Source organism: Nocardioides sp. Soil_C_8 (assembly GCF_057656315.1).
On record NZ_JBDGKQ010000001.1, the window covers coordinates 1,766,161 to 1,792,977 of the forward strand.

Genomic DNA, 26,817 nt, shown 5'->3' on the forward strand with positions numbered 1-26,817 from the left:
TCGGGCCGACACGCTATGGAGCGAAGTTCATGATCTCTTGCACCTCGTCTGTCGGGCGAAGGTCGAACTCCTGAACGATGCGGCGCACTCGCTGGCCAAAGACTTCTCGAAGGATCTGAAGGTGATATTGGAAGAGCGCATCGTCTTCCTCGAACGCACGCGACTTCGGCCCCGCAGCGCTGACAAAGTTGGTGCAGGCGCGTCTGAGATCTCGGAGGGCGTCAAGCAGGAAGCCGCCATCCTGCACGTTCAGCATCTCGTTCTCGATCACCTTGCGTAGTGCCGCAGCCGACTTCCGGCAATAGACCTGGTCCTCGTTCCCCATGCGATCCCGGAGCAGGCGTCTGTCCTCCAGGAAGATCAGTAGTCGCTCGGCGATGTGGCGGTTGTTCTGTAGGTACCCTACGTCCGATCCGGACATCGAACTCACTCCTCGATTCGTCGCTGTATGGCGGCATCTACCTCGACCGTCGCCTCCGCCAACCATCTAGAGAAACGGTCACCGGGTCCATCCGACTCAGCGAGCTCGTCGCGACGGCGGGTCCCCTTTGGACCGCTCTTGACGCCGATAGCGGCACGGAGCAGCGGAATGTCGGTCTCATCGCGGGGATCGACGATGAGGGCACCCACGAACCCCGATAGGTGCTGGAGTTGAGTGATGGACATCTGGCGGCGAATTTCGGCGAGGAGCCCCAGTTCGAACTCCAGGCGGCGTTCGCGTATGAGGTCTCGTTTGGACTGAGCTGCCTGCCACGCGGCGTACCCGATCGCCGCGGCGGCTAGCAGCGCTCCCACCAGCCCCGAGAACGCACCGACGTAGTCCAGCCAATCGCGGGTAGCGCTCGGAGACTCCTGTGCTACCGCGACGAGAAGTCGATCAGAGTGCACGGATGATTCCTGTCTGTCTTCTGACGTGTAGTGACTTGTCAGTCATCAGAGGCCAATAGCCCTCCGCTGATACGCGGTGCGACACACCTGATGTCACGCTGCCTCGACATTGCGCCGCGAAGGCAGGCGCTATCCCGCTTGCGCCCCGTCGTACTTGAAGATTACGACCCAACCGGGGCCATCCTGCTTCTGGATCTGGTTGACCTCGCGAAGCCCAACGCTCGCCGCCCACGAAATCGCGTCATCGGCGTTCTCTGATTCGTGGCGTCCGATCTCAACGCCTTCTTTGTTAAGTGCCCTGTAGGTCGTCATGATCAGTACTCTGTCATCCCGGCTGATTCGTGGCCAACGGCGCGCACGTGCGGCAATTTGAGCCCAACCGTGCTGGACCAAGCTGGGATGGACTTCGGTCCATGCTGGGCGTGCCATGCGACCCAGCGTCGCAGCAGAAGAGACGGTCTGACGGGCCCTGGCACACCGGTCAAGCGACTAGTGTCGAGCCATTGATAGGGCTGGCACAGCGGCCGAGGCCCGAACTTCACTGGAGGTTCCGTACGTGGCAGAGCCAACTGGCCGTCGTGATGCATACCTACTCCGCGGTCGTCGCGTCCTCATCCTGGATCTGATGAAGGCGTCGCTGATCAGCGCCGGCACAGATCTTGTTTTCTACCGACCCCGCCTGGGTGCGACCTACGGGGCAACTGTCACCGACGACGGCAAGCTGCTCCTTCCTGATGGCCGAGCGTTCGCGTCCCCCTCTCGAGCGGCCAGTGCGGCAGCAGGCGGGTCTCTAGACGGGTGGCATGCCTGGCAGATTGCTCCCGATGGCGAATTTCTAGACGCCCTTCGGCAGCGCCTCCTAGACCAAGTTGCAGGTCGTGAGATGGCTCAGCTTGGTATCGACGACGAGTCGAGGAACGCGCAGTCTCATCATGAATTTCTTCGCCACGCGCGCTCTCAAGCAAGTGGGGGCATGCCCATAGTCGTGCGCGTCAGGGAACTTCTTGCTCAGTGGGGTGCCGTTGGCCGTACGCCGGCAGCGAGCGAGCAATTGGCCGCTGATCTTGAGAATCACGGGCTCACCACCGAACCAAATTTCCTCAAGACAGGCATCGATTCTGAGGTCTCGATCGTGGAACGCCAGATCGAGGAGAGCGACCCGCAGCCCGGCAGTCAGACCGCGAACGAGGGCCTCCCCGCCGACGGCGACGTCGGGCTCACGCTCGGCAATATTCCATCTGCGAATCTTGGGGTTGAATCGATCACGCCGCAGGCTTCGTACGAGGAAGCGATCACGCGGATGCTTCTTAACGATTACTCGCAGCTGGCTGTCATGACGGGTCCGAGATCAGTTCCGCGGGCCGTCACTTGGCAGTCCATCGCTCGAGAGCGCCACGCAAATCCGACCGGAGGTTTGTCTGGGGCGATCGTTGAAGCTTCGACGAGGCCGTTCGACACCGAATTGATCGACGTCCTTCCCCTCTTGGAATCAGACGACTTTATCTTCGTGAAGGACAGCACGAATCTGATTACTGGGATCGTGACGACCGCCGACGTTGTGCGCGCCTACGGAGAGTTGGCGACGCCGTTCTTCTTGATTGGGGAGTTGGACCGTCTCCTACGTCAGATAGTCAGCGACAACTTTACGATGACCGAGGTCTGCGCCACGTGTGACGAAACCGGAGACAGAGACCTCCAGTCCTACGATGACCTGACGATGGGCGACTACGAACGACTGCTGCAAAACGCTGCCCACTGGCAGTCTCTGGGGTGGCCGCTCGATCGCGTCACGTTCGCAGTCCGTCTTTCAGAACTACGAGTGGTTCGGAACGATCTCGTCCACTTCAATCCCGACCCCATTCCCGATCAGACCGTCAGTCGGATACGGCAGATGCTTCAAGTGCTTCGCAAATACACATCCGCCTGACAGGCGCGCAGAAGGCGACTGCGCGGCTCAATCCCTCGGGGTCTGCGCTTGGAGCTGCCGCACGCATCGGTGACATTGCGACGCTCCTATGCTTCGTCAAGCCGCGGCGGGCCGTTTTCGAGTAGGCGGTAGAGGTCTCGGGCGACGTAGCCTGCCAGGCAGCGTTTGATCTCCCGACCGGTCTTGCCTTCAGCGGTGCGGCGGGCGACGTAGTCGCGGGTGGCTTGCTGGTACTGGATCCGGCTCTGCACCACGGTGTGGAGTGCATTGTTGAGCTGGCGGTCGCCGTAACGGTTGAGCCGGTACCGCGTGGTGACCTGGCCGCTGTTGGCTGGGATGGGTGCCACGCCGGCGAGCATCGCGAAAGCGGCCTCGGAGTGGATGCGGCCGGGGTGGGACCAGGCGCACAGCACCGTCGCGGCGACGATCGGTCCGACCCCGAACTCCTCGAGCAGGTCAGGACGCCAGCTACGGATGATGGCCACGATCTGCTTCTGCAGCTCGCGTGCCTCTTTCAGCATCGCGTGCGCGCGGCGGGCCAGGGTCCGCAGCGCCACGACCGTGCTGGTCGTTTCCACATCCCACGACGAGCGCAGGCGCAGGGCCGCGGCGGTGTTGAGCATCGCGGCGAGCTTCTGGCCGCGGAACCTGGCCCGGATCGGTTCGGGTGCAGCGATAACCAGGCTGAAGACCTGCTGCTGGGCCTCCGTGGAGGCGTTGATCGCGGAACGGCGCGCGGCCAGGAGCACCGACAGGCCGGTGCGGGGGGTTCCCAACCGCGATCGGGACATCACTTCCCGTGCCGCGCGGATCGCGTCGAGCGGGTCGGACTTCGCGCCGTTGCGACGCGCGGCCCGCTTCGGGCGGTCCAGCTCAATGACGATCTCCGAGGACTCCAGTAGGTGCCGGCTCAGGCCGGCGCCGTGGCCACCGGTACCTTCGATTGCCCACGCGCGCAAGACCGCGTGGTTGTTGGCGAACTCCACCAGTTCTGCATAGCCCTGGGGTGTGGCGTCGACGGTGATCTCGTCGAGGACGCCGCCGGTGGCGGTGTCGACCACGGCTGCGGAGTGGGTGTGGACGTGGGTGTCGACGCCGATGACGACATCGACCACCTCGCGTAGATCGGTCAGACTGTTCATGCGTTCTCTCCTTCGCCGGACGGGACGTGGTTCCGGTCCGGGATGGAGGCTCGGCAGGACTGTGATGAGACACGCCAGGCGCCGTTAACGCCGGGTGGTCAGGCTCCTGATCAGGCCAGCTCCTCCAACCGGGCCGGGGTCAGCAACCGCAAGCGGACAGGTCGCAGCAAGGCACGAAGCCAGTCATTCCGGGGGTCACACTCGCGATCACCAACCCACAGCCCAGCACCATCAGGCTGCGTTGGCGATCCTCACAGTCATTGCGCCGCGTACCGTCCGGGGCGCGACATTGCGGCTCCCTTCTGTTGTCAACCGGTCCGGCGTAGCGTCTTCCCTGCGGGTCCGGGAAGTGGCTGATCCGAAGTGTCGATGAGCAGGGGAAGGTCGACCGCGCTGGATTCTTGAGACGCCCTGCAGTGCCCTCCCGGACCCGTGCCAACGGCGTCGATGGCCGCGCGTTGGGCGTCCTCCACGAGCTGGCGATAGATCGCGTCGGAGATCCTGCGCTTGAGACATCGGATGGCCTCGAGAGGCTTTTTGCCCTCGGCCAACTTCCGTCGGTAGTAGGCACGGCCGTCGGTGTCGAGGCGGATCTGGCTGATCGCGGCGATGTGGATCATGTGGTTCATCCGCCGGTTCCCGGCCCGTGAGAGACGGTGCCGGTTCTGCTCACCAGACGATGCGTCGAGTGGTGCGGTGCCGGTCCAGGACGCGAACCGGTTTCGGTCAGCGAACCGGGTCACGTCCCCGACGTCGGCCAGCACCCGGGCGGCGACGACGGGACCGACGCCATGGATGTCCATCAGCCGTGAGCCGCGGGCCAGCACGATGGCCTTGAGTTCGGCGGTGGACTTCCTGATCTTTGTCTCGACCGCGATCAGCTCGGCAAGCTCTTCGGCGGCGATCCGTCGTCGGGTCTTGCCGGCGATGTCGCGGGGACGGACCGAGGCGAGCATGGCCTTGGCCTGAGCGGTGGTGAGGTCGCGTTTCGCCTGTCCTGGCAGGAGTTCTGCGAGCAACGCCTGGAGTCGGTCGATGGTCTGGACCCGTCGCCGGGTGAGTGCTTCGCGGCGGTCGGTGAGCATCCGAAGTGCCTCGAGCTCGCCGTCGAGCTTCAGTACCCGCAGGTTCTTGGTGCGTACGGCGACGGCCGCGACTGCATGGGCGTCGTGGGCGTCGGTCTTGCGGTTGTGGCCGGTGTCGAAGAGCCGGGCCCGGGCGGCGAGCTTCGCAGGGACGTCGACCACCTGCTCGCCGTCCTCGAGCAGTCGTTGCGCGAGCGGGCGGCCGGCACCGTTGCTTCCCTCGACCGCCCACACCCGGTCTGCCCAGGCCGACGCGTACTTGCGCATGGCCGCGTAGCCGGCACGGTCGGTGGTGAACCGGCCCGAGCCGAGGAGCTCCTCGTGCTGGTCGACGACCTCGATCGTGGCCGACAGCTTGTGGGGATCGACCCCGATGATCACGTGCTGCATGTGCTGCTCCCGCCTGTTCGATCCGATGTGGACGGCGAGGTGGGCATTGCTACTACGAGCAGGGCAGTCCCTTCTTGAGCCACGCCTCGTCACGGTGACCGGCGGGCCGCAGACCGCAAGAGAGCCACACCAAAGCAGCCGGTGGGCAGCCGCATGGAGAGCTGCCCGCCGATCACCTGAACCGAGTCTGGCCAGACGCCGGTCCTACCGGAATCGTCTAGTAGCCGCGTGAGTGCGCCTCCGAACCTGCCGCGTCCGGGATAGGCACCCGCTATGCCTGAAGGGTTGCGACCGTGTCGATGCCTGCTTCCGCGCGGGCTCGGCCAGTATGAGGGCATGGAATTCGTGACCATGGTCCTGAGCACATTCCTCGGAGCGGCCGTTGCACTCGCGACCGACCGCTTGACTAGGAGACGCGACGCGCGGCTCGTCGAAGAGAAGGCCATCAACAACCTCGTCCTTGACCTAGCGGCTAAACGTGCGTTCCTGGTTGGTGACGATTGGGTTTGGGCTGAAGGCGAGGTTGGACGTGTCGTGGACTCCGTTCATCACACTCGGTCACTCGTGCGTGACACCCGCCTCGCACTCAGGCCGCGCTCAAGGTTCCTTACCCCTATTCGCGAGATGAGCCGTGCTTGCAACGGATTCCTGGAACTGAGCGAACGTGCAGACGACGAGCGCCTGAAGGGCGCTTTGGTGCAGCTTTCGCGTGATCTGAGACGGGAGATTGAGGCCCTCCACGCGGTGGATCCCAAACGGGTCCTCGATGACTATCCGGGCAGTTTTGCCCTGCGACCCTCGAAGTGACAGGAAGAAGCACCCCACCGCTCAGGGCATCGACCCTTTACGCGACCCGCGGATTCCGCCTCCAACGGCGTCCGCATGTCGGTGACCCGGCATAGCCTGTCCGGCCATGAGGCGGTACGTGGACGAGGACATGGAGGGCGCGGAGTTCCGCGAGTGCAACCTGACGAACACCCGCCTGATCGGCGTGGTCATGCAGGACGCCGTGATCGACGGGCTGGTGACCAACCTCGTCGTGAACGGCGTCGAAGTCACGCAGTATGTTGAGGCCGAGCTCGACCGGCGTCATCCGGTCCGTCGGTTGATCCGCTCGGACGATCGGACCGATCTGCGCCGAGGATGGCGGCAGCTGCGCACCGACTGGTCGGCGACCGTGGCGCGGATGCGGCGGTCGCCCGGCATCGAGCACGAGAGCGTGAACGACGAGTGGTCGGCTGTGCAGACGCTCCGGCACCTCGTCTTCGTCCATGACTCGTGGTTTCGGCGCTCCTGCCTGGGATCGACCGACCTGTTCACCCCGATGGGTCTCGGCATCGAGTCCGTGCCCGATCGCGAGGCCTAGGGGCTCGACCCGTCCGCGGACCCGACCCTCGACGAGGTGCTGGCGATCAGGGACGAACAGGCCGCCGAGCTGGAGCGTTGGCTGGACTCCGTCACCCCCGAGCAGCTCCAAGCGCCGGCGCCGATCCCCAGCAACGACATGTGGCCGCCGTACGCACGCGGACGATCTGTGCGGCGCTGCCTGGGCACCGTGCTCGGCGAGGAGTTCGAGCACCATCAGTTCTGCGTACGCGATCTCGACCTCATCGAGGGGTCATCGCATCAGGCGCATCGACAGTCGTCCGGCTGAGCCTGACCAGGCTCGACGTCACCCGATCTCCATCCGCTGGTAGACGGGCGTGAGCTCCTCCCAGCGACCCCTCCACCGTGGCGCGCCGGCCTCGGAGCTCCAGCCCTCCGGGTGCACCGGGCCGTCGACCTCCAGTGACCGGCCGAGGTCCTCGAGGTGTGCCCGCCAGCCGGATGCGTGGAACGGCAGGTGGTCCAGCGGCAGGCCGCGCTCCTCGACCACCAGGCGGGCCTTGGAGCCCTCTTCGGTCAGCCATGCCTCGATCTGCCCCTCGTCCTCTGTGCCCGGCTCGGTCGTCAGCAGCAGGTGGCGGGGCGGGTCGCACACCTCGACGCGTGCCGGACCGGTCCAGCTGCTCGTGAAGACCAGCTGGATCGTGCCGCCGACCTGCAGGTCGCCCTCAACCCGGGCGATCCAGCGGGCCATCCGCTCCGGCGTCGTACAGGCCTGCCAGAGGTCGTCGATGTCGGTGTCGTAGACGTCCTCGACCCGGACTGCCCCACGGGTCTCGTCGAGTGCTCGCATGGTCGCGATGGTGGTCATCGTCGCTCCTTCTTTCCTCGTGCGATCTCGGTGTGGAGGGCGTCGAGCCGGTTCTCCCAGAGCGTGCGGTACGCCGCCAGCCACTCGTCGACCTCGATGAGCGCCTCCGGGCGGAGGCTGTAGATGCGGCGCTGCGCCTCCTGGCGTACGTCGACCAGGCCCGCCTCCCGCAACACCCGGAGGTGCCGGGACACGCCCGGACGAGCGATGGGGAGGGCGGCGGCCAGCTCGCCTGCACTCGCCGAGTGGTCGCGAAGCATGCCGAGGACCGTGCGCCGGCTCTCGTCCGCCAGGGCGTGCAATACAGCATCCATGTCGGGCAACGTACCCGTATCGTTACGTACCCGCAAGGGTACAAATGGCGCGGGACCCGCCTCGTCCGCGACAATCGAGCCGTGCTTCGTCATCTCTGGTGGGTCGTCGGCCTCGTCCTGGTGTGCGGCGGCCTCGCGGTCGCGCTGTCCGCCCAGGCTGGGCCGGACGACTTCGGTTGGTTCGCCTACTCGCCCGGCAGCGCCGACTCCGACTGGCAGATGAGCTGGAGCGACCCCATGAGCAACGGGTCGGCGCTGATCGTGTCGCGATGGCAGCTGGCCGGCTCCGTGGCCGTGGCCTGTGGGCTGATGGTCATCGCGGCGGGCGTGGGCTTCCGACTGGGCCAGCGCCGCACCAACTCCTGAGCAGATTCTCGGCCTTCTGGGGAGGGCGCAGCGGCGCCATACTCAGGCATGTTCGACACCCTGCGAGATCGACTGCTCCCCGACACCCAGCGCCGTACCGCTGACGAGCTCGACGACGACCTGAACCTCCGGTCTGGGGACGCCCGGGGCAAGCAGTCGGCGTTCTGGGCGATGCTCGTGCTCTCCGCGGTCATCGCGAGCGCCGGCGTCATCACGGACTCCACCGCCACCGTCATCGGCGCGATGATCATCGCCCCGCTGTCCACGCCGATCATGGGGATCGCGCTCGGCCTCGCGCTCGGCCGCCGCAACGGCTCGCTCGTCTACGTGACCCTCGGGGCCGTCACCGTGGTGGTCATCGGCATCGTGTTCTCGCTCGTCGTGCCGCAGGACATCGACCTGCTCAACGACAGCCAGATCGCCAGCCGCACGTCCCCGGGGCTCGCGGACCTCGTCGCCGCGATCGCCACCGGCTTCGCAGGCGCCATCGCGCTGTGCCGCCGCGACGTCGCCGCGGTCCTCCCCGGCGTCGCGATCGCGATCTCCCTCGTCCCACCCCTCGCCGTCGTCGGCGTCTGTCTCGGCCAGGGTGCCCCCGGCCTCGCCGCCGGCGCCTTCCTGCTCTTCTTCTCCAACCTGATTGCGATGGTCGCCGCCGGCCTCCTCACGTTCGCCGCGCTCGACCCGCTGGTCGAGCGCCGCGCACGCCGCCGCCCGGGCCTCGTCATCGCCGGCCTCGCCGTCGTGATCGCCGTACCGCTCGGCGCGAACACGGCCGCCGTCTACGCGGCCGACCGTTACAGCGCCGAGGTGCGGAGCACGGCCGCGCAGTGGCTCGCCTCGACCCCCGACGCCGCCGTCACCAGCGTCGAGATCACGTCCCCCACGGACGTCCGGATCAACGTCCGGCACACGGGTGACCTGCCGTCGTACGCCGACCTGCTCGAGCGCCTGCACGGCGTCATCCCCAACGGCATCGCCGTCCACGTCGACGCGTCGGTCGGCTCTGAGAAGGAGGTCGGAGAGGTGGGGGGCGGCTGACCGGGGAGCCGATCCGACGTTCCCAGGGCACGGAAACGCACCGACCGAAACTCTCAGGCTGCGCGTGGTGAATCCTTCATCGCGCGCTCAGGGGCGCTTGGTGTAGTTCTCTCCGGCGGTGGTCCGACGGAACCCCCGAAAACGTCGGGCCACTGTCCTCGCAGCCGAAGCGCGTAGCCCATCCGGCCGGGACGAGCTGCGCCCGACGCCATGCTGGACCGGGGCCGGCGAGCCTCCCGCGCTGCCATAACGTTGCGGCCATGAAGGCTTTGGTCCTGGAGAACATCCACCCGACCGCCGTGGACCTCCTGCGGTCCCGCGGCTACGAGGTGGAGCTGCGCTCCGGCGCGCTGCCCGAGGACGAGCTGATCGCGTCGCTCGACGGCGTGCAGCTGCTCGGAATCCGGTCCAACACGACGGTGACCGAGAAGGTCCTGGAGTCGGCTCCCGGCCTCGAGGCGATCGGCTGCTTCTGCATCGGCACGAACCAGGTCGACCTGACCGCGGCCGCCGAGCGGGGCGTCGGCGTGTTCAACGCGCCGTACTCCAACACGCGGAGCGTGGTCGAGCTCGTGATCGGCGAGATCATCGCGCTCGCCCGGCGCCTGCCGGAGAAGACCCAGCGGATGCACGACGGCGTGTGGGACAAGTCGGCGCGGGGGAGCCACGAGGTGCGCGGCCGGACGATCGGGATCGTCGGCTACGGCAACATCGGCACCCAGCTGTCCAACGTCGCCGAGGCGCTCGGGATGCGGGTCGTCTTCTACGACAAGGCGGACCGTCCCGCCCACGGCAACGCCCGCCGCATGGCGTCGCTCGGCGAGCTGCTCGAGACCGCCGACGTGGTGAGCCTCCACGTCGACGGCCGACCCGGCAACGCCGGCCTCTTCGGCGCCGCCGAGTTCGCGGCGATGAAGCCGCGCGCCCTGTTCATCAACGCCTCGCGCGGCATGGTCGTCGACTACGACTCGCTGCGCAGCCACGTCCTGTCCGGGCACATCGCGGGCGCGGCGGTCGACGTGTTCCCGGTCGAGCCGAAGGCCCAGGGCGACGCGTTCGAGTCCGTGCTGCGCGGCCTCGACAACGTCATCCTCACCCCCCACGTCGGCGGGTCGACGCAGGAGGCCCAGGAGGAGATCGGGCGGTTCGTCGCGGAGAAGCTCGCCGGGTTCGCGCTGCAAGGCAGCACGGCGCTGTCGGTCAACCTGCCGCAGGTCCTCACGCCGACGCTCGAGGGCGAGCACCGGCTGGGCTTCCTCCACCACAACGTCCCCGGCGTCCTCGCCAAGCTCAACGCGGTGTTCGCCGAGGCCGGCGACAACGTCATCGGCCAGCACCTCTCGACCAGGGACCACCTCGGCTACGTCGTCACCGACGCGTCGAAGCCCCTGTCCGCCGAGGCCGTCGAGGAGCTGCGCGCCTCGGAGCACTGTGTGTGGGTCCGCACCTGGTGATGGCTCAGTCGCGCGCCCGCGTGTGCCAGAGCCACGCGATGCCCACGAACGGCAGCACCAACGGCAGCCACCCGTAGCCGGCGCCGTAGTCGGACCACACGGTCGCGTCGGGGAACAGCTCGGGGTCGAGCACGGTCAGCGTGCCGACGGTGAGCACGCCGACGAGCTCGAAGCCGACGGCCGCCCAGGCCAGCCGGCGCGGGTTGGGGCCGACCTCGGCGAGGCCGAGGGTGGCGGCGACGTAGACCAGCGCGGCGACGGCCGAGAGGGCGTACGCCAGTGGCGCCTCGCCCGCCTTGGTGGCCAGCTGCACGAGCGAGCGCGCGGTCGCGGCGAGCGCGAAGACGCCGTACACCGCGACGAGGGCGCGGCCGAGGCCCGAGGAGGTGGAGGTGGCGGCGCGGCTCATCACGGCCACACCTGCAGGACGCGTACGACGACGAAGGCCTGCGCCAGCCCCGCGACCATCAGCACCGCCGTGGCGCCGCGGCTGCGCTCCGCGAGCGACCACACGAAGCCGATCGGCAGCAGGACGAGCCCCGCGATCAGGTAGCCGAACAGCGTGACGAGGCCGCCACCGTGCAGGTCGACGTCGCCGACCTGGAACGCCGCGACGACCAGCAGGACGAGGGTGAGTGCCTCGATGACGGCGGCGAAGCCCAGCAGTCCCCAGTCTGGCGTGCGGTCGAGCACGACGTAGACCAGCACCACCGCTGCGAAGAGCAGCGAGGCGACGAGCAGCACGAGGGGCAGGGGTCCGTCCACGAGGGTCGATTGTCGCAGGGCGCACCTGGTCTCGTGACAGGCGCTGCGCGCCTTCCTCGACCGACGGGAAACTCATCGGCGCGGCACAGGTGGCGGACAGGTGGGCGGGCGAACGTCCTCTTCCATGAACCCCACCTACCTGCTCGCCGCCGTCGACCTCGTCGCCGTGCTGGTGCTCGCCCTGGCCGTCTACTACCCGCGCCACCGCCGCGCCGACCTGGTCACCGCGTTCGTCGCGGTCAACGTCGGCGTGCTCGCGGTGACGATCGTCCTGGCCAGCAGCGCCGCGACGGTCGGGCTCGGCCTCGGGCTCTTCGGGGTCCTGTCGATCATCCGGCTGCGCTCCGACGAGCTCGGCCAGCACGAGATCGCCTACTACTTCGCCGCCCTCGCCATCGGCCTGCTCGGCGGCCTCGGCACCGGCGACGTCGCGCTCTCCGTCTCCCTGATGACCGGGCTGGTCCTCGTCCTCGCGCTCGCCGACAGCCGGCTGCTGCACGCCACCGGGCTGCGGCAGGTCGTCGTGCTGGACAGCGCCGTCACCGACGAGCGCGACCTCGTCGCCCGCCTCGAGATGCTCCTCGACGCCCGGGTCACCCGCGTCACGCCCATCCGCGTGGACCTCGTCAACGACACCACGACAGTGGAGGTGCACTACGCCGCCGCACCCCGCCCGGCCGTCCCGGCGGCCGAGCGCCACGAGGTCGCGGCGGTCACCCGGTGAGCCTCCGGACCAGCGCCGTCGACCGCCTCCCCGCCGTCTCCCTCGACGAGCTCAACGACGTCGCGCAGCTGCTGACCCGCACCGACCGCAAGTACGTCGTCCCGGCGGGCGAGCTCGACGCAGTGGTCACGGGCATCGCTGGATTGCGCGTGCTGGAGGTCGACGGCCGCCGCACCTCGCGCTACGAGTCGACGTACCTCGACACCGTCGACCTCGACAGCTGGACCGGCGCGGCGACCCGGCGGCGACGTCGCTGGAAGGTCCGCACCCGGGTGTACACCGACACCGGCGAGCGGTGGCTCGAGGTGAAGACGCGCGGCCTGCGCGGCACGACCGTCAAGGAGCGGCTGCCGCACGACGGGCACGACGTCTCCGGCGACGCCGACGCGTGGGTGCGCGACCGGCTCGGCGCCGCACGCGTCCACGGCGTCGACCCGTCGGGCCTCGTCGCGACGCTGCACACCGGCTACCGGCGTACGACGCTGCTCCTCCCCGATGGCGCCGGCCGCGCCACCGTCGACCGCGACCTGCGCTGGGTGTCGGGGCACGGCACCGCCGAGCTCGGCGACGTGCTGGTCGTCGAGACCAAGTCCGGCAGCCCGCGACCGGGCCCGCTCGACCGGCGGCTGTGGGAGCTCGGCCACCGGCCGGTCCGGATCAGCAAGTACGGCACCGGGCTGGCGCTGCTCACCCCCGACCTCCCCGGCAACCGCTGGCACCGCGTGACCAGCCGGCACCTGGCAGGCCACCTCACCCTCCACCAAGGAGCCCTCGCATGAAGCACCCCGTACGGCGCCGGCTGGCGGCCGTCGCCGTCGCCGCGTCCCTCGCCCTCGGCGGCTGCGCGTTCCACGACACCGAGGAGCGGGCCGCCGCGACCACGGCCACGCGCGAGGTCGCCGACGGCACGGGCGTCTGGGACGCGACCGAGGTGCACGAGATCGAGGTGGAGGTGGACGACGCCGCGGTCGCCGCGATGGTCGACACCTACCAGGACTCGGGTGAGAAGGAGTGGCTCGAGGCGACCGTCACGATCGACGGGGAGGTCTTCGAGCGCGCGGGCCTCCGGCTCAAGGGCAACTCGTCGCTGCGCAGCGTCAGCGACGACTCCGACCCCACCGACCTGCCGTGGCTGGTCCGGCTCGACAAGTTCGTCGACGGCCAGTCGATCGACGGGTGGAGCGAGCTCATCGTGCGCTCGAACAGCTCGGAGACCGCGCTCAACGAGGCGGTCGCGCTCGACCTGCTCGCCGAAGCCGGTCTCACGAGCGAGCACGCGGTCGCGTCGTCGTTCAGCGTCAACGGCGCGGACGCCCGGCTGCGGCTGGTCGTGCAGAACCTCGACGAGGAGTGGGAGGCCGAGAACTTCTCCACCGACGGCCTGCTCTACAAGTCCGAGGCCGAGGGGGACTGGTCGTGGCGCGGTGACGACCCCGACTCCTACACCGACGTCTTCGACCAGGAGACCGGCGACGACGACCTGACGCCGCTCATCGACCTGCTGGACTTCCTCAACAACAGCAGCGACGAGGACTTCGAGGCCGGGCTGCCGGGGCGGCTCGACGTGCAGGCGTTCGCCCGCTACCTCGCCTTCGAGGAGGTCGTCGACAACTTCGACGACATCGACGGGCCCGGCAACAACTCGTACCTGCGCTGGGACGCCGAGTCCGACTCCTTCACCGTCGTGGCGTGGGACCACAACCTCGCCTTCGGCGGGTCACCCGGTGGTGGCGGCTTCCCCGGCGGGGACGGCGAGCGGCCCGAGCGACCCGAGGGCATGCCGACGGACATGCCCACCGACCTGCCTTCGGAGATGCCGTCCGGGATGCCGACCGATCGGCCCGAGGGTGGACCCGCTGGCAGGCCGGGAGGCGGGATGGGCGGTCCGGGCGGACGCGAGAACGTCCTCGTCGAGCGCTTCACCGCGGTGGAGGAGTGGGCCGACCTCGTCGAGCAGGCGAAGGCCGACCTGACCGAGGAGCTCTACGCCAGCGGCTACGCGGAGGAGGTCCTCGACCAGTGGGTCGACGTGCTCACCGAGCAGGCCGGCGACCTCGTCGACGCCGACACCGTGCAGCAGGAGGCCGACGCGATCCGGAAGAAGATCGCCGGCTGACCGGCGGAGGACGTCATGGCGGGTGGTCGTGCTGGCAGCCGCCTGCCATGACGTCGTACGCCGATGTCATGGCACCCGGTCGACCAGCGAGCGCGGCGGATAGCCTGAGGCGGTGGCGTCGCCGCCCGGGAGACAACTCGTGGCCTCCGTCGCGGCGGTCGTCGTCGTGGCGGCGGTCGTGGGCGTCCTGGCCGGCGGGTTCCCGGACCTGCACGTCTACCGGTACGCCGGTCGTTCGGTGCTCGACCAGTGGCCGGCCTACCGGTACGACGACCCGGTCACCGGCTACCCGCTGACCTACCCGCCCTTCGCGGCGCTGCTGATGGTGCCCGTGGCGCTGCTGCCGGGCTGGGCTGCTGCCGGGCTGTGGACGGGTCTCTCCGCGGGCTGCCTGGCAGTGGTCGTCGTCCTCGTGCGGCGTGAGCTCGGACATCCCGTCCCGTGGGTGTGGGTGCCCGCCGCGTCGCTCGCGGCGCTCGCCTTGGAGCCGGTGTGGCAGAACTACGCCTTCGGGCAGGTCAACGCGATCCTGATGCTCCTCGTCCTCGTCGACGTGCTGCGCCCGGAGCGCCGATGGTCGGGGGTCCTCGTCGGCGTCGCCGCCGGGGTGAAGCTGACGCCGCTGGTGATCGTCGTGCTCCTGCTGGTGGTCGGGCAGCGGGCCGCCGCCGCCCGCGCCGTCGCAGCGTTCGCGGTCACCGTCGCGGTCGGGGTGCTCGCCTTCCCGGGCGCGGCGTGGTACTGGACCGACGGGCTGCTCGACCCCGGCCGCGTCGGCCCGCCGGCCCTCGCCCACAACCAGTCGGTGTCCGGCGCGCTGACCCGGCTCCTCGGCGAGCCGCCGCCGACCGCCCTGTGGCTGGCCGTCGCCGTCCCGCTCGCGGCGGGCGTCCTGCTGGTCGCGACGCAGTGGTGGCACCGCGGGGACCGCGTGATCGCCGCCTGCCTCGGAGCGCTGGCGATGCTGCTCGTCTCGCCGGTGTCGTGGTCGCACCACTGGGTCTGGTCCGTGCCGGTGGCGCTGGCACTGTGGCAGCGCAACAGGGTCGTTGCGCTGATCTGGACGGCGGTGTTCGTCGCCCGGCCGATGCTGTGGTTGCCGTGGGGCAACGGCAGGGAGCTCGACTGGCTCCGGTGGGAACACGTCCCGGGAAACGCCTACGTCCTCGCCGCGCTCGGGGTCGTGACGTGGCTGGCGATCACGGGGCCTTCGGGAGCTCCTTCATCGCGTGGTCGGCGATCTTCTTCATCATGTAGCCGTCGAGCCCGCCACCGATGAGTCCGCCGGCGAGGGGGATCCCGCGGCCGAGGCCGGCGAGCCCCTTCTCGGAGACCCCGCGCATGAGGCGGAAGCCGACGGCCTTGTTGACCATCATCAGGGCCGCGGGCGGCAGGCCGCCGAGGGCGAACGTCGTCGCGCGACCGGTGACGCTCGACATGCCGACCTTCTTGAGCACCTCGTCGGCCTCGGCGCCGACCAGCGTCAGCAGGATCGCGCTGCGGACCTGCGGGTCGTCGACGTCGTACCCGCGCAGCACCGCGACGGCGCCGACCATCCTCGTGGCCTGGAGGTAGAACTCCGCGACGTTGACCGGCAGCGCGACCGGCATGGTGACGTAGCCGCCGAGACCGGTGACGAACCCGCCGGCGGCGCCGCCGAGCGTGGCCCGGCGGGCCAGTGCGGCGATCGCCTTCTCGCGGTCGCCGCCGGCCTTGCGCAGCGCCTCGTCGGCGACCTCCCGGACGGAGTCGAGCGGGCCGCGCCCGTCGAGGCCGACGTCGAGCAGCATGGTGACCAGCCGGTCGATGGCCCCGGGGTCGTGCTGCGGGGCGCGCGCCGCCTCGAGGGCCGACCTCGTGGTCGGGTCGGAGCGGTCGCGGGTGACGAGGTCCTTGAGTCCCATGTGGCAAACACTACGAACACAACGGTGAGACGCACGTCACACGCTCCTAGCGTCAGGGGACCGGACGCACTCGGTCGTCCGCCCCCCACCCCGGAGGCTCGTCATGCCCCATCGATCCGCCCTCGCCCGGGCCACCACCGCGGCCGGCTCGGCCCTGCTGGCCGGCGCCCTGCTCGCCCCCGTCCCCGCCACGGCCGCCACCGGCCCGACGCCGTCCGCCTGCCCGGCAGGGGTCGCCGACGTCGCCGACTGCTGGACCGGCCAGGACGACAACGGCGCCTGGTACGCCATCGCCGTCCCGCACGACTGGAACGGCGACCTCGTCGTCCACGCCCACGGCGGTCCCGACCTCGGCGACGCGTCCGACCCGGCCCGCAGCGTCGAGGACCTCGACCGCTGGGCGGTGATGGCCCGCGAGGGCTACGCCTGGGTCGGCTCGTCCTACCGCCGCGGCGGCTACGGCACCCGGATGGCTGTGGCCGACACCGAGAGCGCCCGGCAGGTCTTCGAGGACACCTTCGGCGTGCCCGGCACGACGCTCGCCCACGGGCAGTCGTGGGGCGGCGACGTCGCCGCCAAGCTCGTCGAGGTGCACCCGACGTCGTACGACGGCGTGCTGCTGACCAACGGCGTGCTGGCCGGCGCGTCCCGCGGCTACGACTACCGCGTCGACCTGCGCGTGGTCTACCAGTACTACTGCGGCAACCACCCGCGCCCGACCGAGCCGCAGTACCCGCTCTGGATGGGGCTCCGCGAGGACTCGACGATGACGTCCGCCGGGCTGCGCTCGCGGCTCCAGGAGTGCACCGGCTACCAGTCGGCGCCGGCCGACCGCACCGCGCTGCAGCAGCGCAACCTCGACGACATCCTCGCGGTGACCCAGGTGCCCGAGCGGACGCTCGAGTCGCACCTGCGCTTCGCCACCTTCACCTTCCGCGACATCGTCCACCACCGCCTCGACGGACGGAACCCCTTCAGCAACCGGGGCGTCCACTACTCCGGCAGCCACGACGACAAGGCGCTCAACCAGGGCGTCGAGCGGTTCTCCGCCGACCCGGACGCGAAGCGCGACCTCACCTGGGACAGCGACCTCACCGGCGCGGTGACCATCCCCACCGTCACCCTCCACGCGATCGACGACCCGACCGCCTTCGTCGAGCACGAGTCGGCCTACCGGGCGACGCGCGAGGGCGCCGGCACCGCCGACATGCTCGTGCAGGTCTTCAGCCGCGAGTCCGAGCACAGCTCGCTGAGCAACAGCGGGTACGCCGCGGTGCTGGACGCGCTGGACACGTGGGTCGACATCGGCGTGAAGCCCACGCCCGCCGGGGTCTCGGCCGCGTGCGGCGGGTTCGACGCGACCTACGGCTCCGGCTGCTTCGTCGACCCGTCGTTCGAGCCGGCGTCGTACGACAGCCGGGTCGAGGCGCGCCCCGGTGGCCACCGCTGGCCGACGATGAGCGCCGCCCAGGAGCGGGCCTGGTCGCGGACCCCCGGCATCGGGGTCGAGCCCTGACGAGCGCGGTGACGACCTGCGTGCAGCACCCTAGGATGTGCCGATGCTGAAGCGCTCCCGGCGGGAACGCTCCGTCGCGCGCCAGGTGCTGGTCCTCCAGCTGATCGTGGTGCTGGTGCTGGTCGTCACCGCCCTCGCCCTCGCGACGTACGACGCCCGCTCGGACATCCGGGCGGGCGCCCGCGACGAGGCGGTCTCGATCGCGCAGGCCGTCGCCCGCGCGCCGCTGGTCCACGAGGCGATCCGCACCGGCGACCCCGCGGACCTGCTCCAGCCCTACGCCGAGGCGGTGCGCGTCGACACCGGCGTCGACTTCGTCGTCGTGATGGCCACCGACCGCACCCGCTGGTCGCACCCGAACCCCGAGCTGCTCGGCCAGCCCTTCATCGGCAACATCGCCACCGCGATCAACGGCAACGTCTTCACCGAGGAGTACGTCGGCACGCTCGGCCCGTCGATCCGGGCGATCGTGCCGGTCTTCGGGCGTGCCTCCGCCTCCGACACCGGCAGTGGCGCGCCCGTGGTGGCGCTGGTCTCGGTGGGCATCACGCTGACCCAGCTCGACGACCTGCTGCGTGACGAGTTCGTCGACATCGTCGTCGCCGCGGTCGTCGTGCTCATCGTCGGCGTCGTCGGGGCGTGGCTGATCGCGCGGCGGCTGCGACGCCAGACCCACGGCATGGGCGAGCGGGAGATCACCCGGATGTACGAGTACTACAGCGCCGTGCTGCACGCCGTCCGCGAGGGACTGCTGCTGATCGACCTCGAGGGCCGCGTCCAGCTCGTCAACGACGAGGCGCGCCGGCTGCTCCACCTGCCCGACGACGTCGTCGGCCGCTCGCTCGACGACCTCGGCCTGCCGCCGGCGCTTGTCGAGGCGGCGTCCGGCGAGCGCGGCGCCGACGAGGTCTACGTGACCGGTGACCACGTCCTGGTCGCCAGCTCCAGCGCGGCCTTCTGGGACGGCAAGGAGGTCGGCGCCGTGGTCACGCTGCGGGACCACACCGAGCTGCAGGCCGTCACCGGCGAGCTCGACACCGTCCGCGGGCTCACCGAGTCGCTGCGGGCGCAGACCCACGAGGCCGCCAACCGGCTGCACACCGTGGTCTCCCTCATCGAGATCGGGCGCACCGACGAGGCGATCGACTTCGTCACCGACGAGCTCAAGGTGGCGCAGATGCTCACCGACCGCGTCGTCGGGGCGGTCGGCGACCCGGTCGTCGCGGCGCTGCTCCTCGGCAAGTCGGCGGAGGCCGCGGAGCGGGGCATCTCCCTCACCGTCACCGGCGAGCTCCCGGCGTCGTTCGCCGTCGGCTCGCCGCGCGACCTCGTCACCGTCCTCGGCAACCTCGTCGACAACGCGATCGAGGCCGTCGCCGGCAGCGCCGAGCGGCGCATCGTGGTGCACCTCGAGGGATCGGCCGACCAGGCCCGGATCGCCGTCGGCGACAGCGGGCCCGGGCTCACCCCCGAGGAGGCCGCCCACGCCCTCGAGCGCGGCTGGACCACCAAGGTGGACGCCGGCGGCGCGCACGGCGTCGGGCTGGCGCTGGTCTCGCAGGTCGCCCGGCGCCTCGGCGGCGGGGTGCAGATCGGCCGGTCCGAGCTCGGTGGCGCCGAGCTCGTCGTCGTACTCGGTCAGGTGTCCGAGCCGGTCAGCACGGGGGTCACGTCGTGAGCGTCAGGGTCCTGGTCGTCGAGGACGAGCCGCTCGTCGCGGAGGCGCATGCGGAGTACACCCGCCGCGTCGCGGGCTTCGACGTCGTCGGCTTGGCGAACTCCGCCACCGAGGCCGCCCGCATGCTCGGCGACCGCGAGGTCGACCTGGTGCTGCTCGACATGTACCTCCCCGACGGCCACGGGCTCGGCCTGCTCCGCAACCTCCGCGCCGGCGGCACCATGTGCGACGTCATCGCGGTCACGTCTGCGCGCGACGCCGAGATGGTGCGCCGCGCGGTGGCCCACGGGGTCGTGCTCTACCTGATCAAGCCGTTCACGTTCCCGATGTTCCGCGCCAAGCTCGAGCAGTACGCCGACTACCGCCGGCAGCTCGGCGACGCCCCCGAGCAGGTGATGCAGGACGAGGTCGACCGGATGCTCGGCTCGCTCCGCGTCGCGACCTCCGACGGCGCCCTGCCCAAGGGGCTGACCGCCGAGCGGCTGCACGAGGCGATGGAGCACCTCCGCACCCCGCCCAGCGTGCTGTCGGCCCGCGAGCTCGCGGAGAAGCTGGCGAGCTCGCGCGTCACCGCCCGCCGCTACCTCGAGCACCTCGCCGACGTCGGCGTCGTCGCCCGGTCGCTCCGCTACGGCGGCAGCGGGCGGCCGGAGGTGGAGTACAAGTGGGTCACGCGATGAGCTTGAGTCCTCGAGCGGTGCGCCAGCCACATTCTCGGCATCTGGAAGGTGGTTCAGGCACCGCTCGTCGGCGCGGCGTACGCCGACACGCAGGGGCGGTGCGTGAGCCACCTCCGCCATGCGCGGAATGTGGCTGACGCACCGCCCCGGCGATCGTCAGTCGTCCTCGCCCTGGAAGACGACCTCGCGCTTGCGACGTACGGACGGCAGCACCGCGACGATGATGATCACCGCGGCGAGCAGCAGCAGCGACGCGGAGATCGGCCGGGTCAGGAAGACCGACGGGTCGCCCCGGCTGATGATCATCGAGCGGCGCAGGTTCTCCTCCAGCAGCGGCCCGAGCACGAAGCCGAGCAGCAGCGGTGCGGCCTCGCAGCCCCACCGGATGAGGAAGTAGCCCACGACGCCGGCGACGGCGATGGCGAAGACGTCCCACGAGTTGAGGCCGAGGGAGTAGCAGCCGATCGAGGCGAAGGCGATGATCGCCGGGAACATCACCTCGTAGGGGACCGACAGCATCTTCACCCAGATGCCGATGAGCGGCAGGTTGAGCGCCACCAGCAGCAGGTTGCCGACCCACATCGACGCGATCAGGCCCCACACCAGCTCGGGCTCGTCGTTGATGACGTTGGGGCCCGGGGTGATGCCCTGGATGATGAAGGCGCCGACGAGCAGCGCCATCACCGGGTGCGCCGGCAGGCCGAGCGACAGCAGCGGGATGAACGACGTCTGCGCCGCCGCGTTGTTGGCCGACTCGGGCGCCGCGACGCCCTCGATCACGCCGGTGCCGAACTTCTTCGGCTCCTTCGAGATCCGCTTCTCCACCGAGTACGACGTGAAGCTGGCCAGCACGTGCCCGCCACCGGGCAGCACGCCGAGCACCGACCCGAGGGCCGTGCCGCGCAGGACGGGGTTGCGGATGCGGCGGACGTCGTCCTTCTTCAGCCAGAGGCCCTCGACCTTCTTCGTCACGATCGAGGACGACTGCCGCGACTCGAGGTTGCGGATGATCTCGGCGACACCGAAGAGGCCGACCGCGAGCGAGACGAAGTCGAGGCCGCCGTAGAGCTCGCGCACCCCGAAGGTGAAGCGCGGGACGCCGGTGAACTGGTCCTGCCCGATCGTGCCGAGCAGCAGGCCCAGCACGATCATCGCGAGCGCCTTGACCGCCGACCCGCTCGCGAGCGCGATGCTCGCGATGAGCCCGAGGACGACGATGGCGAAGTAGTCCGCCGGCCCGAACTTCAGTGCCAGCTGCGCCAGCGGTGGGGCGAACGCGGCGAGCACGAAGGTGCCGACGGTGCCGGCGAAGAACGACCCGAGGGCTGCCGTCGCGAGGGCCGGTCCGGCCCGCCCCTGTCGGGCCATCTGGTGGCCGTCGAGGGCCGTCACCACCGATGACGACTCGCCCGGCAGGTTGAGCAGGATGGCCGTCGTCGAGCCGCCGTACTGTGCGCCGTAGTAGATGCCGGCGAGCATGATCAGCGACGCCACCGGGTCGAACTCGAAGGTAATCGGCAGCAGCAGCGCCACCGTCGCCGTCGGGCCGATGCCGGGCAGCACGCCGACCGCGGTGCCGAGCGTGACGCCCAGCAGGCAGATCAGGATGTTGGTCGGCTGGAGCGCGGTCTCGAGGCCGAGGAGGATGCCGTCCACGTCAGCCCCCCAGCCAGTCGCCGAGCAGCGGCAGCCGCAGCTGCAGCAGCGCCACGAAGACCACCAGGCACAGCGCCGTGATGCCCGCGGCCGTCAGCGCGGCCTTGCGCACGCTGGTGCCGTGACCGGCCAGGGCGGCGATGAACGTCGTCACGAAGAGCGTCGGGCCGAGGCCGAGGCCGTCGACGAAGAGCCCGAAGAACACGATCGCCCCGACGAGCATGCCGCCGCGCCGCCACGGGATCGGCTCCCGCTCGACGTCGCGGATCGCCGGGTCGCCGCCGCGGAACGCCATCGCGACCACGAGCAGCCCGAGCACGACCAGCAGGCCGCCGAGCACCAGCGGGACGTACCCCGAGCCCATCCGCAGCGCCGAGCCGACGTCGTACCGCGAGCCGCCGACGGCGAACGCGAGGCCGAAGACGACGAAGGCGGCACCGGCGTAGAGGTCCGGCCGGAACGGCGCCGGGCGGGGGCCGGCGCCGTTCGCGAGGGTGTGGTCGGTGCTCATCCGCCGGTGACTCCGGACTCCTCGATGATCGGCGTCCAGAGGTCGATCTGCTCCTGCAGCTTGGCCGTGTGGGCGTCCGGCGTGACGTCCTCGGCCGGGGACGGCGTGGTGCCGAGGTCGGCCATCTTGTCGATGACCCCCTGGTCCTGCAGGGCCACCTCGAGGGCGGCGGTCAGCTTCTCGACGATCTCGTCGGGCGTCTCGGACGGGACGTAGAGCCCGTGCCAGACGCCGACCTCGACGTCGGTCCAGCCCTCGTCGGCGGTCGTCGGGAGGTCCGGCAGCGCCTCGATCGGCTCCGGCGTGGTGACGGCGTACGCCTTGATGTCGCCGGACTGGATCTGCGCGGCCGTGTTGGTGGTCTGGTCGCACATGAAGTCGACCTGGCCGCCGACGAGGTCGGTCAGCGCGGGACCCGTGCCGTCGTACGGCACCTCGGTGAGGTCGACGCCGAGCTGCTGCTCGATGAGGAGGCCGCACAGCTGCGAGGCAGCGCCGACGCCGGCGTTGGCGAGGGTGACCGTGTCGGCGTTCTCCTCGACGTAGGTCGCGAGCTCGTCGAGCGTCTCGGGCTCGAAGTCCTTGCGCGCGACGATCGTCATCGGCACGTCGGTGACGAGGCCGACGGTCTTGAAGTCCTCCAGCGGGTCGTAGGCCAGGTCGGGGTAGAGGCCCGGGGCCGTCGACATGCCGATGTGGTGGATGAGCACCTCGTAGCCGTCGGGGTCGGCGTCGGCGACCTGGCCCGCCGCGACCGTGCCGCCCGCGCCCTCGACGTTCTGCACGATGATCTCGGCGCCGAGCTCCTCCGCCATCGGCTCGGCGATCAGGCGGGTCACGGTGTCGGTCGGGCCGCCGGCGGCGAACGGCACCACCAGGGTGATGTCGTCGTCCGGGTAGTCGGCCGGGTCGGCCTCGCCGCCGCACGCGGCGAGCGTCAACAGCGACAGACAGGCGAGGGTGGCCAGGGGGGTGCGCCGGTGCATGGGTGCTCCTAGGTCGGGAAGTGTGTCGTCGGTCACACTCCCCATCCCTCGGCCCCGGGTCACCGTTGTGCACCTTGTGTTCACGGCCCGGCCGCTGGTCGAGGAGGGACGAAGTCCCGTCACGAGACCCGGGTCTCGTGACAGGCGCCAGGGCGTCTTCCTCGACCAGCGAGTGGGCGGCGCCTTCCTCGACCAGCGAGTGGGCGGGGTCAGCCGATGGCCGAGCGGAACCCCCGCAGCCGCAGGCTGTTGGTCACGACGAAGACGCTGGAGAACGCCATCGCGGCACCGGCGAGCATCGGGTTGAGCAGGCCGGCGGCGGCGAGGGGAAGGGCGGCGACGTTGTAGGCGAAGGCCCAGAACAGGTTGCCCTTGATCGTGCCGAGCGTGCGGCGGGAGAGCCGGATCGCGTCGACGGCGACGAGCAGGTCGCCGCGCACGAGCGTCAGGTCGCCGGCCTCGATGGCCACGTCGGTGCCGGTGCCCATCGAGAGCCCGAGGTCGGCCTGGGCGAGGGCGGCGGCGTCGTTCACGCCGTCGCCGACCATCGCCACGACCTTGCCGGCGGCCTGGAGCCGCTGCACCTCGGCGACCTTGTCGGCCGGCAGCACGTCGGCGACGACCGTCTCGATGCCCACCTGGTCGGCGACGTGGCGGGCGGCGGCCCCGTTGTCACCGGTCAGCAGGATCGGCGTGAGCCCGAGGTCGCGCAGCCCGGCGACGGCCTGCGCCGAGGTCGGCTTCACGGTGTCGCCGACGACGATGACGCCCCGCGCCCGGCCGTCCCAGCCGACGGCGACCGCGGTCCGGCCCTCGCCCTGCGCGTGCTCGACGGCGGCGACCAGCGACGGCGGCAGGTGCTGCGCCCAGTCGGCCAGCAGGCTCGGGCGGCCGACGACGACCGCGTGGCCCTCGACGACGCCCTGGACACCGAGCCCCTCGCGGCTGGCGAACTCCTCGACCGCCGGTAGCTGAGGACGTGGTGGACGGATCCCGGCCCCCATCACGTCCACGGCGTCCTCAGACAGGCCGGCGGACAAGCCGGCGGCGGCGATGGCCCGGCCGATCGGGTGCTCGGACGCCGACTCGAGCGCGGCGGCGAGACGTCGTACGTCGTCGACGGACTCGCCCTCGGCGACCACCACGTCGTGGACGGTCATCTCGCCGGTGGTCACGGTGCCGGTCTTGTCGAGCACGATCGTGTCCACGCGCCGGGTCGACTCGAGTACCTCGGGGCCCTTGATCAGGATGCCGAGCTGGGCGCCGCGGCCGGTGCCGACCATCAGCGCGGTCGGCGTGGCCAGGCCGAGGGCGCACGGGCAGGCGATGATCAGGACGGCGACGGCCGCGGTGAAGGCGGCCGTGGCCCCCTCCCCGGCGCCGAGCCAGAAGCCCAGCGTCGCGACGGACAGCCCGATCACGATCGGCACGAAGACGCCGGACACGCGGTCGGCGAGACGCTGCACGTCGGCCTTGCCGTTCTGCGCGTCCTCCACCAGCCGCGCCATCTGCGCGAGCTGGGTGTCCGCGCCGACGCGGGTGGCGCGGACTATGAGCCGCCCGCCGGCGTTGACCGTTGCGCCCACGACGGCGTCGCCGGGCGTCACCTCCACCGGCACGGACTCGCCGGTCAGCATCGACGCGTCGACCGCCGAGCTGCCCTCGACGACCTCGCCGTCGGTCGCGACCTTCTCCCCGGGGCGTACGACGAACAGGTCGCCCACGACCAGCTGGTCGACGGGGATCCGGGTCTCGCTGCGCCCACCGGAAGCGTCGTCGCGCAGCACCGCCACGTCGCGCACGCCGAGCTCCAGCAGCGCCCGCAGCGCAGCGCCCGCGCGCCGCTTGGACCGGTGCTCGAGCCAGCGGCCGGCGAGGAGGAACGTCGTCACACCGGCGGCGGCCTCGAGGTAGATGTTGCCCGCGCCGTCGGTGCGGTCGATCGAGATCCGGAACGGGTGGGTCATGCCCGGCTCGCCGGCGGTGCCGAGGAAGAGCGCCCACAGCGACCAGCCGAAGGCGGCCAGCACGCCGACCGAGACGAGGGTGTCCATCGTCGTCGCGCCGTGGCGCAGGTTGGTCCACGCGGCGCGGTGGAAGGGCCACGCGCCCCACACGACGACGGGGGCGGCGAGCGTCAGCGACGCCCACTGCCAGTAGGTGAACTGCCAGGCCGGGACCATCGCCATCGCGACGACCGGGACGCTCAGCACGGCGCTGATGACCAGGCGCTGCAGCAGCGGGTCGCGCTCCGGCTCGGCCGGGGCGACCTGGTCGGGCGGCGTCGGCAGCGCGGCGGCGTAGCCCGCGGCCTCGACGGTCTTCAGCAGGTCGTCGGTGGAGACGCTGACGGGGAAGGACACCTTGGCCTTCTCGGTCGCGTAGTTGACGGTCGCCGTGACGCCGTCGAGCTTGTTGAGCTTGCGCTCGATGCGGTTGGCGCACGACGCGCAGGTCATGCCGGTGATCGCCAGCTCGACGTCGCTCAGTGGCTGGGGTGCGGTGCTCGACTCAGTGGCCATGGTCGCCTCCCTCGTCGTGTCCGGAGTCGTGACCGTCACCCGCCGGCGCGCCGGCGGACTCGACGGTGAAGGCCGCGGTGTGCACCTCACCGCGGTGCTGGAAGTCCAGGAAGAGGCGGTACGTCGCCGGCTCGGGGAAGGCCGTCGCGAAGTCGATGCCCGGGCCGGCGGGGCCGTCCTCCGGGTGGACGTGCAGGTAGCCCAGGTCGCCCGCACGCATGGCGACGAGGTGGCCGTAGGCGCCGAGGTAGGGCTCGAGGTCGGTGACGGGCTCACCGTCGAGCTCGACGCGCGTCGTGAGGACGGTCGAGGCGCCCGGGGCCGTGTCGCCCTCGAGGGTGACGGTGTAGGTGCCGGCGTCGGTGACGACCTCGGCGGTGCGGTCGTCGCCGGGCAGCGCGGCGGGCGTGAAGTCGCCGGCGACCGACACGTCGTCGGCCAGCGTGATGCCCTCCCAGCCCTCGGGCACGAGGTCGGCCACGACGCGCCACACGCCGGGCGTCAGCCGGACGTCGACCGACCAGGTGCCGGTGCTGCGGTCGAGCCGCGGGTGCACGTGCTGGAACCCCGTCAGGTCACGGCGTACGACGATCAGGTGCAGGTCCTTCTCGTGCTCGCGCTCGTAGTCGAGCAGGGGACGCCCGCTGGAGGTGAGCACCTGGAAGTCGAGGCGGGTGCGCCCGGCCTCCGGCGTACGGTCCGCGAGCGCGAGCGTGAAGCCGTCGGCACGCGCGGTGAGGCCGGTCGCCTCGGCGACGCCGGAGGAGTGGTCGCCGTGCGACCCGGCGTCGGAGCCGTGGTCCTCGCTCATGCCCTCGTGGGCGGCGACGGGCTCGGTGTCGAGCGGGCCGACGAGGCGGCCGCCTGCCCATGCCAGCGCGAACGCGGCGGCCAGGGCCGACACGAAGGCGACGACGCGCAGCGGCGTGCTCATGGACGTACTCCTGGGACTGGT

The 26,817-nt window shown here is 70.5% G+C and carries 28 protein-coding genes and 1 pseudogene; 14 read left to right on the top strand and 15 right to left on the bottom strand.

The genetic code is table 11. The features are described 5' to 3' along the window. Window positions 1–13: 13 nt before the first annotated feature. From AC3A3L_RS08650 to AC3A3L_RS08660, 3 genes are all read right to left on the bottom strand, one after another. On the bottom strand, window positions 14–421 hold the full coding sequence (locus AC3A3L_RS08650) for a DUF6650 family protein (RefSeq protein WP_487639587.1): 408 nt from the start codon (window positions 419–421) through the stop codon (window positions 14–16). 5 nt (window positions 422–426) lie between these two features. Then, entirely contained in the window at window positions 427–888 is a 462-nt protein-coding gene (locus tag AC3A3L_RS08655; protein ID WP_487639588.1) for a hypothetical protein, read from the bottom strand. Between the two features lie 129 nt (window positions 889–1,017). Beyond that, a complete protein-coding gene (locus tag AC3A3L_RS08660; RefSeq protein WP_487639589.1) occupies window positions 1,018–1,200 on the bottom strand; it encodes a hypothetical protein in 183 nt (60 codons plus the stop codon). Between the two features lie 244 nt (window positions 1,201–1,444). Here AC3A3L_RS08660 and AC3A3L_RS08665 point away from each other — a divergent pair, with 244 nt between their 5' ends. Next, window positions 1,445–2,815, top strand: a complete 1,371-nt coding sequence (locus tag AC3A3L_RS08665; protein WP_487639590.1) for a restriction system modified-DNA reader domain-containing protein — start codon at window positions 1,445–1,447, stop codon at window positions 2,813–2,815. Between the two features lie 86 nt (window positions 2,816–2,901). Here AC3A3L_RS08665 and AC3A3L_RS08670 read toward each other — a convergent pair whose 3' ends face one another. Next, window positions 2,902–3,957, bottom strand: coding sequence for an IS110 family transposase (locus tag AC3A3L_RS08670; protein ID WP_487639591.1), 1,056 nt, complete (start codon window positions 3,955–3,957; stop codon window positions 2,902–2,904). A gap of 308 nt (window positions 3,958–4,265) precedes the next feature. After that, the gene (locus AC3A3L_RS08675) at window positions 4,266–5,432 is read right to left on the bottom strand and encodes an IS110 family RNA-guided transposase (RefSeq protein WP_487639592.1); all 1,167 of its coding nucleotides are present in this window, start codon (window positions 5,430–5,432) and stop codon (window positions 4,266–4,268) included. Window positions 5,433–5,768: 336 nt separating this feature from the next. Here AC3A3L_RS08675 and AC3A3L_RS08680 point away from each other — a divergent pair, with 336 nt between their 5' ends. The 3 genes and pseudogenes from AC3A3L_RS08680 to AC3A3L_RS08690 all read left to right on the top strand — a co-directional run. Next, window positions 5,769–6,239, top strand: coding sequence for a hypothetical protein (locus AC3A3L_RS08680; RefSeq protein WP_487639593.1), 471 nt, complete (start codon window positions 5,769–5,771; stop codon window positions 6,237–6,239). Between the two features lie 106 nt (window positions 6,240–6,345). Then, entirely contained in the window at window positions 6,346–6,798 is a 453-nt protein-coding gene (locus AC3A3L_RS08685) for a hypothetical protein (RefSeq protein WP_487639594.1), read from the top strand. Window positions 6,799–6,813: 15 nt separating this feature from the next. Continuing rightward, window positions 6,814–7,086 (top strand): annotated as a pseudogene (locus AC3A3L_RS08690) (DinB family protein); the annotation flags it as partial. 18 nt (window positions 7,087–7,104) lie between these two features. On the opposite strand, the gene AC3A3L_RS08695 reads toward AC3A3L_RS08690, so the two are convergent. Both AC3A3L_RS08695 and AC3A3L_RS08700 read right to left on the bottom strand, forming a co-directional pair. Further along, window positions 7,105–7,629: an SRPBCC domain-containing protein gene (locus AC3A3L_RS08695; protein WP_487639595.1), complete on the bottom strand. Its 525-nt coding sequence runs from the start codon at window positions 7,627–7,629 to the stop codon at window positions 7,105–7,107. Next, a complete protein-coding gene (locus tag AC3A3L_RS08700) occupies window positions 7,626–7,943 on the bottom strand; it encodes an ArsR/SmtB family transcription factor (protein WP_487639596.1) in 318 nt (105 codons plus the stop codon). The genes AC3A3L_RS08695 and AC3A3L_RS08700 overlap by 4 nt, the downstream gene beginning before the upstream one ends. 81 nt (window positions 7,944–8,024) lie before the next feature. Between AC3A3L_RS08700 and AC3A3L_RS08705 the strand changes: the two genes are divergently transcribed. The 3 genes from AC3A3L_RS08705 to serA all read left to right on the top strand — a co-directional run bounded on the left by AC3A3L_RS08705 (window position 8,025) and on the right by serA (window position 10,804). Beyond that, entirely contained in the window at window positions 8,025–8,309 is a 285-nt protein-coding gene (locus AC3A3L_RS08705) for a hypothetical protein (RefSeq protein WP_487639597.1), read from the top strand. A 48-nt stretch (window positions 8,310–8,357) separates the two neighbouring features. Beyond that, entirely contained in the window at window positions 8,358–9,350 is a 993-nt protein-coding gene (locus AC3A3L_RS08710; protein ID WP_487639598.1) for a DUF389 domain-containing protein, read from the top strand. Between the two features lie 260 nt (window positions 9,351–9,610). Further along, on the top strand, window positions 9,611–10,804 hold the full coding sequence (gene serA / locus AC3A3L_RS08715; protein ID WP_487639599.1) for a phosphoglycerate dehydrogenase: 1,194 nt from the start codon (window positions 9,611–9,613) through the stop codon (window positions 10,802–10,804). Window positions 10,805–10,808: 4 nt separating this feature from the next. Here the strand turns inward: serA and AC3A3L_RS08720 are convergent, their stop codons facing one another. Next, window positions 10,809–11,213 carry a hypothetical protein gene (locus tag AC3A3L_RS08720; protein WP_487639600.1) on the bottom strand — a complete coding sequence of 135 codons (405 nt, stop codon included), beginning with the start codon at window positions 11,211–11,213 and terminating at the stop codon, window positions 10,809–10,811. After that, complete coding sequence (locus AC3A3L_RS08725; protein ID WP_487639601.1) at window positions 11,213–11,569, bottom strand: hypothetical protein; 357 nt, start codon at window positions 11,567–11,569, stop codon at window positions 11,213–11,215. Before AC3A3L_RS08725 ends, AC3A3L_RS08720 begins: the two co-directional genes overlap by 1 nt. Window positions 11,570–11,693: 124 nt before the next feature. On the opposite strand from AC3A3L_RS08725, the gene AC3A3L_RS08730 reads away from it, so the two are divergent. From AC3A3L_RS08730 to AC3A3L_RS08745, 4 genes are all read left to right on the top strand, one after another. Then, window positions 11,694–12,293: a DUF4956 domain-containing protein gene (locus AC3A3L_RS08730; RefSeq protein WP_487639602.1), complete on the top strand. Its 600-nt coding sequence runs from the start codon at window positions 11,694–11,696 to the stop codon at window positions 12,291–12,293. Beyond that, a complete protein-coding gene (locus AC3A3L_RS08735) occupies window positions 12,290–13,072 on the top strand; it encodes a VTC domain-containing protein (RefSeq protein ID WP_487639603.1) in 783 nt (260 codons plus the stop codon). The genes AC3A3L_RS08730 and AC3A3L_RS08735 overlap by 4 nt, the downstream gene beginning before the upstream one ends. Beyond that, on the top strand, window positions 13,069–14,409 hold the full coding sequence (locus AC3A3L_RS08740; protein WP_487639604.1) for a CotH kinase family protein: 1,341 nt from the start codon (window positions 13,069–13,071) through the stop codon (window positions 14,407–14,409). Before AC3A3L_RS08735 ends, AC3A3L_RS08740 begins: the two co-directional genes overlap by 4 nt. A gap of 139 nt (window positions 14,410–14,548) precedes the next feature. Continuing rightward, a complete protein-coding gene (locus tag AC3A3L_RS08745) occupies window positions 14,549–15,688 on the top strand; it encodes a glycosyltransferase 87 family protein (protein ID WP_487639605.1) in 1,140 nt (379 codons plus the stop codon). Here AC3A3L_RS08745 and AC3A3L_RS08750 read toward each other — a convergent pair. After that, window positions 15,609–16,313 (bottom strand): EcsC family protein, encoded by a 705-nt coding sequence (locus tag AC3A3L_RS08750; protein ID WP_487639606.1) that lies wholly within the window; start codon window positions 16,311–16,313, stop codon window positions 15,609–15,611. The genes AC3A3L_RS08745 and AC3A3L_RS08750 overlap by 80 nt on opposite strands. Window positions 16,314–16,416: 103 nt before the next feature. Here AC3A3L_RS08750 and AC3A3L_RS08755 point away from each other — a divergent pair, with 103 nt between their 5' ends. Genes AC3A3L_RS08755 through AC3A3L_RS08765 form a run of 3 tightly spaced genes read left to right on the top strand, consistent with a single transcriptional unit; the run spans window position 16,417 to window position 20,187 of the window. Continuing rightward, window positions 16,417–17,829, top strand: a complete 1,413-nt coding sequence (locus tag AC3A3L_RS08755; protein ID WP_487639607.1) for an alpha/beta hydrolase family protein — start codon at window positions 16,417–16,419, stop codon at window positions 17,827–17,829. 43 nt (window positions 17,830–17,872) lie between these two features. Next, window positions 17,873–19,507, top strand: a complete 1,635-nt coding sequence (locus AC3A3L_RS08760) for a sensor histidine kinase (protein WP_487639608.1) — start codon at window positions 17,873–17,875, stop codon at window positions 19,505–19,507. Beyond that, window positions 19,504–20,187: a response regulator gene (locus tag AC3A3L_RS08765; protein ID WP_487639609.1), complete on the top strand. Its 684-nt coding sequence runs from the start codon at window positions 19,504–19,506 to the stop codon at window positions 20,185–20,187. The genes AC3A3L_RS08760 and AC3A3L_RS08765 overlap by 4 nt, the downstream gene beginning before the upstream one ends. A gap of 156 nt (window positions 20,188–20,343) precedes the next feature. Here AC3A3L_RS08765 and AC3A3L_RS08770 read toward each other — a convergent pair whose 3' ends face one another. From AC3A3L_RS08770 to AC3A3L_RS08790, 5 genes are all read right to left on the bottom strand, one after another. Further along, window positions 20,344–21,843 carry a tripartite tricarboxylate transporter permease gene (locus tag AC3A3L_RS08770; protein WP_487639610.1) on the bottom strand — a complete coding sequence of 500 codons (1,500 nt, stop codon included), beginning with the start codon at window positions 21,841–21,843 and terminating at the stop codon, window positions 20,344–20,346. Window position 21,844: 1 nt separating this feature from the next. Then, a complete protein-coding gene (locus AC3A3L_RS08775) occupies window positions 21,845–22,354 on the bottom strand; it encodes a tripartite tricarboxylate transporter TctB family protein (RefSeq protein ID WP_487639611.1) in 510 nt (169 codons plus the stop codon). Beyond that, window positions 22,351–23,340 carry a tripartite tricarboxylate transporter substrate-binding protein gene (locus AC3A3L_RS08780; RefSeq protein ID WP_487639612.1) on the bottom strand — a complete coding sequence of 330 codons (990 nt, stop codon included), beginning with the start codon at window positions 23,338–23,340 and terminating at the stop codon, window positions 22,351–22,353. The genes AC3A3L_RS08775 and AC3A3L_RS08780 overlap by 4 nt, the downstream gene beginning before the upstream one ends. Before the next feature lie 209 nt (window positions 23,341–23,549). Next, complete coding sequence (locus AC3A3L_RS08785; protein WP_487639613.1) at window positions 23,550–25,862, bottom strand: heavy metal translocating P-type ATPase; 2,313 nt, start codon at window positions 25,860–25,862, stop codon at window positions 23,550–23,552. Then, complete coding sequence (locus AC3A3L_RS08790) at window positions 25,852–26,796, bottom strand: hypothetical protein (protein ID WP_487639614.1); 945 nt, start codon at window positions 26,794–26,796, stop codon at window positions 25,852–25,854. The genes AC3A3L_RS08785 and AC3A3L_RS08790 overlap by 11 nt, the downstream gene beginning before the upstream one ends. Between the last annotated feature and the right edge of the window lie 21 nt (window positions 26,797–26,817).